The 8,981-nt window shown below is 67.8% G+C and carries 12 protein-coding genes; 11 read left to right on the top strand and 1 reads right to left on the bottom strand.

Annotated elements, in window-relative coordinates:
• Positions 1–82: 82 nt before the first annotated feature.
• Positions 83–346 (bottom strand): hypothetical protein, encoded by a 264-nt coding sequence (locus NHN26_RS12910; RefSeq protein ID WP_253089816.1) that lies wholly within the window; start codon positions 344–346, stop codon positions 83–85.
• 54 nt (positions 347–400) lie between these two features.
• Here NHN26_RS12910 and NHN26_RS12915 point away from each other — a divergent pair, with 54 nt between their 5' ends.
• From NHN26_RS12915 to NHN26_RS12960, 11 genes are all read left to right on the top strand, one after another.
• A complete protein-coding gene (locus NHN26_RS12915; protein ID WP_253089817.1) occupies positions 401–1,138 on the top strand; it encodes a DUF2092 domain-containing protein in 738 nt (245 codons plus the stop codon).
• 5 nt (positions 1,139–1,143) lie between these two features.
• A complete protein-coding gene (locus NHN26_RS12920) occupies positions 1,144–1,473 on the top strand; it encodes a hypothetical protein (protein ID WP_253089818.1) in 330 nt (109 codons plus the stop codon).
• A 95-nt stretch (positions 1,474–1,568) separates the two neighbouring features.
• On the top strand, positions 1,569–2,285 hold the full coding sequence (locus NHN26_RS12925) for a transporter (RefSeq protein ID WP_253089819.1): 717 nt from the start codon (positions 1,569–1,571) through the stop codon (positions 2,283–2,285).
• A 2-nt stretch (positions 2,286–2,287) separates the two neighbouring features.
• On the top strand, positions 2,288–2,410 hold the full coding sequence (locus NHN26_RS17515) for a hypothetical protein (protein ID WP_290442964.1): 123 nt from the start codon (positions 2,288–2,290) through the stop codon (positions 2,408–2,410).
• Positions 2,411–2,618: 208 nt separating this feature from the next.
• Complete coding sequence (locus NHN26_RS12930; protein ID WP_253089820.1) at positions 2,619–3,293, top strand: alpha/beta hydrolase; 675 nt, start codon at positions 2,619–2,621, stop codon at positions 3,291–3,293.
• Positions 3,233–3,739 (top strand): alpha/beta hydrolase, encoded by a 507-nt coding sequence (locus NHN26_RS12935; RefSeq protein ID WP_253089821.1) that lies wholly within the window; start codon positions 3,233–3,235, stop codon positions 3,737–3,739. Before NHN26_RS12930 ends, NHN26_RS12935 begins: the two co-directional genes overlap by 61 nt.
• Positions 3,740–4,327: a cytochrome c family protein gene (locus NHN26_RS12940; RefSeq protein ID WP_253089822.1), complete on the top strand. Its 588-nt coding sequence runs from the start codon at positions 3,740–3,742 to the stop codon at positions 4,325–4,327.
• Positions 4,285–5,556, top strand: a complete 1,272-nt coding sequence (locus NHN26_RS12945) for a HEAT repeat domain-containing protein (RefSeq protein WP_253089823.1) — start codon at positions 4,285–4,287, stop codon at positions 5,554–5,556. The genes NHN26_RS12940 and NHN26_RS12945 overlap by 43 nt, the downstream gene beginning before the upstream one ends.
• A 301-nt stretch (positions 5,557–5,857) precedes the next feature.
• Positions 5,858–6,682: a helix-turn-helix domain-containing protein gene (locus NHN26_RS17605; protein ID WP_354595937.1), complete on the top strand. Its 825-nt coding sequence runs from the start codon at positions 5,858–5,860 to the stop codon at positions 6,680–6,682.
• Positions 6,683–6,901: 219 nt separating this feature from the next.
• A complete protein-coding gene (locus NHN26_RS12955; protein WP_253089825.1) occupies positions 6,902–7,654 on the top strand; it encodes a putative porin in 753 nt (250 codons plus the stop codon).
• A gap of 257 nt (positions 7,655–7,911) precedes the next feature.
• On the top strand, positions 7,912–8,981 hold a 1,070-nt coding region (locus NHN26_RS12960), incomplete at its 3' end, for a sulfatase-like hydrolase/transferase (RefSeq protein ID WP_354595936.1).

An 8,981-nucleotide genomic window follows, 5' to 3' on the forward strand; every position in this document is an offset into this window, starting at 1 on the left:
TTCACGGACGATCAGTATAGATCGTCATTCGACGATGCAAGGGCAAACGCATGTCACCCCACCCCGGATCGCCCCGGAAGGGTCATGGCCGTGCGACATGGCCCCCCGATGGTTCGGCGGATGCCGTCATGGAATTTTCCGGCAGGATGCAGGACGAGAGCCCGAGGGGAAGATCCGTTGCTCCGATGCCCGGATCATGCGCGCGCCGCGTCAGGCCGAGGGATTGCGGCGCAGCCGGTGGCTTCTTGTCATCATGCGCCAGAATGTTCGCGCCGGAGATGTGGCAGGCAAGCTTCAGGTCGACGACGCCCCAGGGGTGGGAGCCATTCTGGCGCAGGAATGTCACCTCCGGGAGGAGACGCCGATGGGTCGCTTGAAGAAGGGTTGACCGGTCGTGGCCGTGACACTGATCACCGCCTCGATGACGGTATCGACGGCCAGCGCACAGGATATCGACCCCAGGGCGGACGACATCCTTCACGCGACGTCGGATTATCTGGCCGGTCTGGGCAGCTTCAGCGTGACCGCGGATGCCTCGACCGACATCCTGATGCGCGACGGGGCCAGGGTGCAACCGACCGCGACCGGCCAGATGGTCCTCGACCGGGAAACCGGCTTCCATGTCACCCGCAAGGGGCCTGCCGGCCAGACCACCATCGTGTTCGACGGCACGCGCGTCGCCATCGCGAACGAGGCCCTGGCAATGCACCTGTTCATCCCGGTCGAGGGCGGCATAGATGCCGCGATCGACGAGGTCAGGGCGGTGCTGGGGACCGCGGTGACCGGCGGGGCCGACCTGCTCTATGCCAACCCCTACGAGGGGCTGATATACGAGGTCGAAACCGGCCGCCACATGGACGAGGTCACGGTCGGTGGGGGCAGCGCCCATCACCTTCTCTATCGCGCGGCGGAGATCGACTGGCAACTCCAGGTGCAGTCCGAGGGCGATCCGGTCCCGGTGAAGTATGTCATCACCAGCAAGTGGGTGACGGCGGCGCCGACATTCTCGGTCCAGCTCTGGGACGTCACGCCGGGCGTGGCGACGGATGCCGAAACCTACGGCTTCACGCCGCCCGAGGGATCGACCGAGGTCGATCCGCTGACCCTGGACGGTCTTGAAATCATCGCAGAGGGGTAAGGGCAATGCCCAGGGGAAATATGCGCCGCCGGATGATCGGCCTGGCCGTGCTGGCCTTCGCGGTGGCCGCCGAACCCGATCCGTTGCTCTGGATCACGGGCGAAGGGGTCGTGAAACAGGCCGAGGCCCGTGTCGGGCGGCCTGCGACCCCTGTCAGCGCCGCGGGCGTCGCGCGCCGGACGACCCGGCGGATCGTGCGCCGCACCACGGTCTATATCGCCACCCTCCCCGCCGGATGCGTGACCGTCACCATCAATGGCGCCAGCTACTACCAATGCGGCGCGACCTATTACCAGCCCTATGGCGGGCAATATGTGGTGGTCGTCATCGACTGATCGCGGACCGCGGCGGTTTCGGGGCCGATCCGATCGGGCGGCGCCCCGGATCCGGTTTCGGCATCGCCCCCGGCCGCTTGACGGAGGAAGACACCATGACGCCCCCGAACCGTCCCGCGACGGCCCCTGCCCTGCCCCCGGCGGCGCGCCGGTCGCTTCTGGCGCTCGCGGCGCTCGCCATCGCCCCGGCGGCACGGGCACAGGATGCGCGGGACCTGGCAAGGCAGGCCTCCAACCCGATTTCGTCGCTGATCAGCGTGCCCATCCAGGGGAACTTCGATTCCAATATCGGCGCGGACGATGACGGCACGCGGCTGACCTTCAACATCCAGCCGGTCATCCCGGTCTCGCTGAACGCGGACTGGAACCTGATCACCCGCGTGATCGTGCCGATCCTGTCGCAGGACGACATCCTTCCCGGTTCCGGCGATCAGTTCGGGCTGGGCGATACCACGGTCAGCCTGTTCTTCTCGCGGGTGAAACCCGCCTTCGGCAAGCTGATCCGGGGGGGGGGGCCGGTCTTCCTGCTTCCGACGGCAACCGACGACCTTCCGGGCGGCGAGAAATGGGGCGCCGGCCTGACCGGCGTGGCGCTGACGCAGTCGGGACCATGGACGGTGGGCGCGCTGGCCAATCATATCTGGTCGGTTGCGGGCGATGACGACCGCGCCGACATCAGCACCACCTTCCTGCAACCCTTCATTGCCTACACCACGCCCGAGGCATGGACCTTCACGGTCAATTCCGAGGCCAGCTATGACCGGGAGGACGAGGACTGGACGATCCCGACAACCTCCAGGTCTCGAAGGTGACGATGATCGGCAAGCAGCCGGTCAGCATCGGCGGCGGGGTGCGCTACTGGGCCGAAAGCCGCCCGTCCAGCCCCGAAGGCTGGGGCGCAAGGCTGTTCGTGAGCTTCCTGTTCCCGAAAGGCTGAGCCCGCATGCCAGGACGATCCCGTGACGGATATCCGGGCAGGCGCGGGCGCCCCGATGGACCGGGGCCGGGGCGTGATGTGTCGCCCCCTGCCCTTCGCGAAAAAACTCATGGCCGACCTCCCCGGCGGCAAGACGAATTGCCCGACATTGGCCAACCTTCGGAAGGTTCGGGAATCGGACAGACCGACCGAAGCAGGAGAAGGCCCCATGCCCGGCACATCCGCGCGTCGTCCTTTCCTGCCCGTCCTGCTGGTGCTGACTGCCATCCTGCTGGCCGGGTGCAGCCGTCCGCCGGAACTCATCGGTGTGGCAAACCCCTCCGTCGCGGTCGATGCCGTGCCCGACGTGACCCGGCACCGCATCTTCATCGCCTCGACACGGACGCCCTCCGCCGAGCCCGGCGTCTTCCTGTCGACCGGCCGTGCGGCGGAACTTGGCCTGGCCTCGGTCGAGGTCACGATCCCGCCGACCCATGTGATCGGACAGATCGAACGGCCCAGGCGGCTGCCGCCCGACCCGCGGACGGAATTCACGGTCGTCGATCCGGTCGTCCATGGCGGGGACGCCGACATGATCTCCGCGCTCAACCGCGAGCTTGCCTCCCGGCCGAGGGGCGAGCGCAAGCTGCTGCTGTTCGTCCACGGCTACAACAACACGGCCAGCGATGCGGTGCTGCGGCTGGCGCAATTCGTCGAGGATACCGGCTTTCAGGGCGTGCCGACCCTCCTGACCTGGGCCTCGGCGGCCAGCACGCCGCGCTATGTCCATGACTCAACAGCGCGCTCGTCGCCCGGGGCAAGATCAAGGAGGTGGCCGACATCATGGCCGGGACCCGGGCAGAGAGTGCGGACGTCTTCGCCCACTCGATGGGCACCCTGCTGACCATGGAAGGTCTGCTGGACCTGCAACAGGCCGGCACGCTGGGGCGCCGGGGAGAGATCAACCATATCATGCTGGCCTCGCCCGATATCGACCTCGACCTGTTCCGTACCCAGCTTGCCCAGCTTCCGCCGAGGATCCGCAAGAAGATCTACCTTCTTGTCTCCGCGGACGACAAGGCGCTCCGCGTGTCCTCGGTCATCGCGGGGGGCGTTCCGCGGGTCGGCGCGGCGAACACGACGGAGCTTGAAAAACTCGGCCTGACGGTCATCGACCTGTCGGAAATCGACGATTCCAGTTCCGGAAGCCATTCGAAATTCGCCGGATCGCCGGAAGTGGTCCAGTTGATCGGCGCGGGGCTGAATTCGGTCGGCAGCTTCGACGCGGCCGATACGCCCACCATCGGACAGCTCCTTGTCTCCACCCCGATCCGGATCCTCGGGAACTAGATGGGACGGCCGGGCGTTCTCGGCGCGGCCGGGCGGTTCGGCTTGCCCGTGCCCCGCATCGCCGCCGTCGCGGGGCTTGTTATGCTTGTCGCCGGAGCCTGCGCGGCTTCGGCAGAACCTGGCCATGTGGGTTCGGCGATCTGCACGGCCTGCCATGATGACATTGCGGCCGACTGGGCGGGGTCCGACCATGCGAAGGCCTGGACGCTGCCGGACGAGACCACGGTCCTGGGCGATTTCGGCAACGTCACCTTCGAACATGGCGGCCAGGTGACGCGGTTCTTCCGCGACGGTGCAACATACCTGATCGAGACGGACGGCCCCGACGGTGTGCGCCGCGCCTATCCGGTCGTCGGCGTCGCGGGCGTCGATCCTTTGCAGCAATACCTTCTGTCGCCTGAACCGGGCCGGACCCAGACCTACGACATCGCCTGGGATGTCGAGCGCGAACGCTGGTATCCGGTGTTCCCCGACCAGGTCGTTCCGCCCGGCGACGGGTTCCACTGGACCGGCCCCTACAAGAGCTGGGAGGCGCGCTGCGCCGAATGCCACGCGACCGACCCGCCGCACTGCCGCTCATGGGGCTGACGGTCGATCTGGGCGCATCGCAGCAGGCCGAGGTCATGCAATGCCTGACCTGCCATTCGCGCCGCGAGGCGATGCAGGACGGCAACCCGCTGCCCGGCACCGACTATCACGATGCCTTCTCGATCTCGCTGCTGCGCGAGGGCCTCTATCACCCCGACGGCTCGATCCTCGACGAGGTGTTCGAGGGCGGCTCGTTCCTGCAATCGAAGATGCACGCGCGGGGCGTGCGCTGTTCCACCTGCCACGAGCCGCATTCGGCCCGCCTGATCGCCGAGGGCAACGCCGTCTGCACGCAATGCCATTCCCCCGCGGGCAATCCCGACTTCCCGACGCTGACGCCCAAACCCTATGACGACCCCGAACACCATTTCCACGCCGAGGACAGCGCGGGCGCGCAATGCGTCTCCTGCCACATGATCGAGCGCACCTATATGGGCATCGACGCCCGGCGCGACCACAGCTTCCGCGTGCCCCGCCCCGACCTTGCCGCGACCGGATCGCCCGATGCCTGCACCGATTGCCACACCGACCGCGACGCGGCCTGGGCGGCGGCGGAACTGGCGGCGCGCTTCCCCGACAGCGCCTATCGCGGCCCGCACCACGCGACGACCTTTGCCGCGGCGCGCCGCGATCCGCAGGCGCAGGCGCCGCTGCTGCTGGATCTGGCGGACTGGTCGGATGGCCCCGGCATCGTCCGCGCCACCGCGCTGGACCTGCTGGGCGCGGTCGCGGACATGGACGCGGCCGCGCGTGTCACCCGGCTGCTGGCCGATCCCGACCCGCTGGTGCGCGGCGCGGCCGCCGGTGCCCTGCGCAGCCTTCCGCCCGAGGATCGCATAGCCCGGCTTGAGCCGCTTCTGTCGGACCCGCTGCGCTCGGTCCGCGAGGCGGCGGCAAAGGCGCTGGCCGACATGCCCGCCGATCCCGCAACGCCCCGGGGTGCTGCGCTGGCCAAGGCCCGGCAGGATTGGTGGGATGCACTGACGCTGCGCGCCGATTTCCCCGAGACGCATCTGCAGATCGGTGGCGCCGCCTTTCAGGCGCGCGAATTCGCGACCGCGCTTCGGGCGTTCGAGCGGGCGGTGACGCTCGATCCGCAGATCGTGGACGCCTGGTCAATGGTGGTCCGCCTGCACGCCGCGATGGGCGATCCCGAGGCCGCGCGCGCAGCACTTGCGCGCGGGCTGGCGGCCAACCCGGGCGACGGCACGCTGCTGTCATTGCAATGACCTGACCCGCCGCATCTTGCGGGATAGGATTGCCCCTGAACGAACAGTTAACTTGTCTTTGCGTGCCGGATCGTGCTGAGCTTGAGCAATGCCGAATGCCAATGACAGACCCTCGCCGCCATGATTCCGCTGATCCGTGCGGGGGCGCTCATGCCCTTCATCCTCTGGATGCAGGCCAATGGTCGGCCCGCCGAGGACTGGCTGCGAAAGGTCGATCTCGGATATGTGTTGAAAGGCGACCCGGGGATGCCGATCCCGCTGCGTCCGGCCATCGCCTTCTTGCGCGCGGCGAGCGAACAGGATCGAGAGGCCGGATTTCGCCTGCCGGATCGTGGCGCAGTCAAGCGTCAGGGAACTCGGCGCGATCGGCGTGGCCGCCCTCGACTCGGCAAGCGTGCGCGAGGCCCTGTTGTCCGTGGCGACCTTGCTGCCGCACCATACCACGAACGAGATCATCACGATCCGATCCACGCCCGGCGGCATGACCCTGCGCGAGGCGTGGGGGCTGCGCATGGATGACGAGACCCTGCATCTGGTGCGGCAATACGTTGCCGCCCTGATCCAGTCGGTCTGCAACCATGCGGGCGCTCCGCTGCCGGTCTTCGACCGCGTCGCCCTGGTGCCCCATCCGGTTCACGACCTGGCGCATCTGCGTGCATGTTTCGGCGAGACGGTCGAGGCATCGGCCGACAGGGCGCTGACCCTGTTCGTGCCCGCGCGCGTGGCGGACCGGCCGCTGCGGCCCCTGACGGTGGATCGACCGGCACCCGACCCCGCCGCCGACCGGACACCACTGCGTGGTGACGGATCCCTGGGCATGTCGGTCCGGATCGTCATGCGGGCCATGCTGTCCGAAGACACGCCAAAGGTCGAGCGGATCGCCGCCGCGGCCGGGCTCAGCGTGCGCACGCTGCAACGCCGCCTGGGCGCGGAGGGCACCACCTTCTCGCGCCTGCTGGACTCGGTGCGCCGCGATCTGGCCCTTGCGGATTTCGATGCGGGCGGGCGAAGTTCGGGCGCGATCGCGGCGCAACTCGGCTACGGACAGCAATCCTCGCTGACCCGGGCCGTCCGCCGCTGGACGGGCACCTTGCCCCGGACCCTTTGCCGGCGCGACAGGACCTGAACGGACGGGGCGCCCCCGCGATTTGTCTTTCCGCGCCATTTCCGGCGGCATGACACCGCCCAACGCGCGGAGTTTCTTGCGCCGACAGGGTTAATTCCGGATCGTTGCACAAAGGGCGTCCGGTCGGAATCGCGTCTGCGGTTTGCCGGGGCTTGCGTGCAGGACGAACAAGGCATGTGTGGACATCGACAAGGTCGCCATGCCCCGGGGGAGGGAAGAATGCCGACAACGCGACTTCAACGGACAGCCGGTGTTGCCGCGCTGCTGGCCCTGACAGCGGGTCCGGCCGTCGCACAGGACAGTGGCTGGACCTTCGATCTGACCGGCTATCTGTGGGTGAACGATACCGGTGTGACCGCCGACACGCCATTCGGCGAAGCGAGCGCCGAACTCAGCTTCAGCGATGCGCTGGACGCGCTCGACTTCGCCTATATGGGCATGGTCGAGGCGCGCAACGGGCCGTGGGGCGCAATTGGCGACCTGCTCTATTTCAAGCTCTCGGCCGGCGGCCCGACACCGAACGGCGCGCTGTTCTCGAAGGTCGAGGCCAAAAGCGAGATCACGGTCGTCAGCACCTACCTGACCTACCGCGTGCACGAGGACGCCAATGTCGCCTTCGACATCGGCGCGGGCTTGCGGGCGTTCTGGACCTCGGTCGACACGAAACTTGTCGGCACGGGGGGCAATCCCACCCGGGATTTCGGCCACGACAAGGACTGGGTCGATCCGGTCCTGGCCGCAAGGCTGTCGATGGCCTTCAACGAGAAATGGTTCGGCACGCTCACCCTCGATGCGGGCGGCACCGGCGACACCAGCAGCTGGCAGGCGCTTGCCACGGTCGGATACCGCCTGAACCAGAAATGGACCCTCCAGGGCGGCTATCGCTATCTCGAGGCCGAGTGGGACACCGATTACGGCAAGGCGTCGCTGGATTTCTCGGGTCCGATCATCGGCGCGACCTACCGGTTCTGACCGCGGGCCGAGTCCGGTTTCTTGAACGCATCCTGCGCAATATAGGGGATTGAAGGTGGCACTGGTCGAGATGCGCTGCACTGGGTGGCGGTGGACAACATGGGTCGCGGTGACCTGCCTGACGCTGATCGCGGCCGGGCATGCAAGGGCGCAGGACGACCGGCCCAACATCCTGCTGATCGTGGCCGACGACGCCGGCTATGCGGATCTCGGCAGTTTCGGCGGCGAGATCCAGACCCCGAAGCTTGACGCGCTCGATGCTGCTGTCCGGCACCGACAACCACGCCGCGGGCGTGGGCAGCATGGCCGAGTTCACGGCCCCCAACCAGGTGGGCGCGCCGGGCTACGAGGGCCACCTGAGCGACCGCGTGGCACCCCTCCCGGCCCTGCTGGCAGAGGCGGGCTACAACACCTTCATGGCCGGGAAATGGCACCTGGGCGATGAGCCCGAGCACTGGCCGGCGGCGCGCGGATTCCAGCGCGACCTCTCTCTCATCCCCGGCGGCGGCAGCCATCTGGACGACATGTGGGGCGCAAGGGGCGAGCGGCAGCCCTACACCTACAACGGTGAATTGCTGAGGGCGCTGCGGCCCGGGTTCCACTCCAGCGTGGATTACACCGCGGCGATCATCGACAACATCGAGGAGCATCGCGCCGACGGCAAGCCGTTCTTCGCCTACCTCGCCATGCAGGCCCCGCATGACCCGTTCCAGCTGCCCGACGACTGGCGCGACCGCTATGCGGGCCGCTACGACGACGGCTATGACGCCCTGCGCGCCGCCCGGATCGAACGGATGAAGACGCTGGGCATCCTCGACCCGGAGGCGACGGTCTTCCCGCGGCTGCCGGGCGTGCCCGCCTGGGACGATCTGTCGGACGAGGAAAAGCGCGACTCGGCCCGCCGGATGGAGCTTTACGCCGGGATGCTCAAGCACATGGACGCGAATATCGGCGGGCTCATCGGCTATCTGAAAACCGCGGGCCTGTATGAAGACACGCTGATCTTCGTCCTGTCGGACAACGGCCCCGAGGGCAACGCGATGCCGATGGGCGCCCCCTGGGACAACAGCCGGTTCGAGGATTGGGGCAGGACGGGCACCTTCATCCAGTATGGCCCCGCCTGGGCACAGGCCGGTGCCGGTCCGCTCCGCATGTTCAAGGGCTTCCTGTCCGAAGGCGGTATCCGCGTTCCGGCCATCGTTGCAGGCCATGGCGTGCAGGGCGGCGCCCGCATCGCCGACAGTCTGACGCATGTCATGGACGTCCCGGCAACCATCCTTGAAGTTGCGGGCGTGCCCTACCCCGACAGCCGTGACGGCAAACCCGT

The organism is Rhodovulum tesquicola (assembly GCF_024128855.1).
In the GTDB taxonomy this organism is placed as follows: domain Bacteria; phylum Pseudomonadota; class Alphaproteobacteria; order Rhodobacterales; family Rhodobacteraceae; genus Rhodovulum; species Rhodovulum tesquicola.

Bases quoted from the DNA above. Each gene is read 5' to 3' on its own strand.
- NHN26_RS12920 (WP_253089818.1), top strand. From the start codon at position 1,144: ATGCCCAGGGGAAATATGCGCCGCCGGATGATCGGCCTGGCCGTGCTG.
- NHN26_RS12925 (WP_253089819.1), top strand. From the start codon at position 1,569: ATGACGCCCCCGAACCGTCCCGCGACGGCCCCTGCCCTGCCCCCGGCG.
- NHN26_RS17515 (WP_290442964.1), top strand. From the start codon at position 2,288: ATGATCGGCAAGCAGCCGGTCAGCATCGGCGGCGGGGTGCGCTACTGG.
- NHN26_RS12930 (WP_253089820.1), top strand. From the start codon at position 2,619: ATGCCCGGCACATCCGCGCGTCGTCCTTTCCTGCCCGTCCTGCTGGTG.
- NHN26_RS12935 (WP_253089821.1), top strand. From the start codon at position 3,233: ATGGCCGGGACCCGGGCAGAGAGTGCGGACGTCTTCGCCCACTCGATG.
- NHN26_RS12940 (WP_253089822.1), top strand. From the start codon at position 3,740: ATGGGACGGCCGGGCGTTCTCGGCGCGGCCGGGCGGTTCGGCTTGCCC.
- NHN26_RS12945 (WP_253089823.1), top strand. From the start codon at position 4,285: ATGCCACGCGACCGACCCGCCGCACTGCCGCTCATGGGGCTGACGGTC.
- NHN26_RS12955 (WP_253089825.1), top strand. From the start codon at position 6,902: ATGCCGACAACGCGACTTCAACGGACAGCCGGTGTTGCCGCGCTGCTG.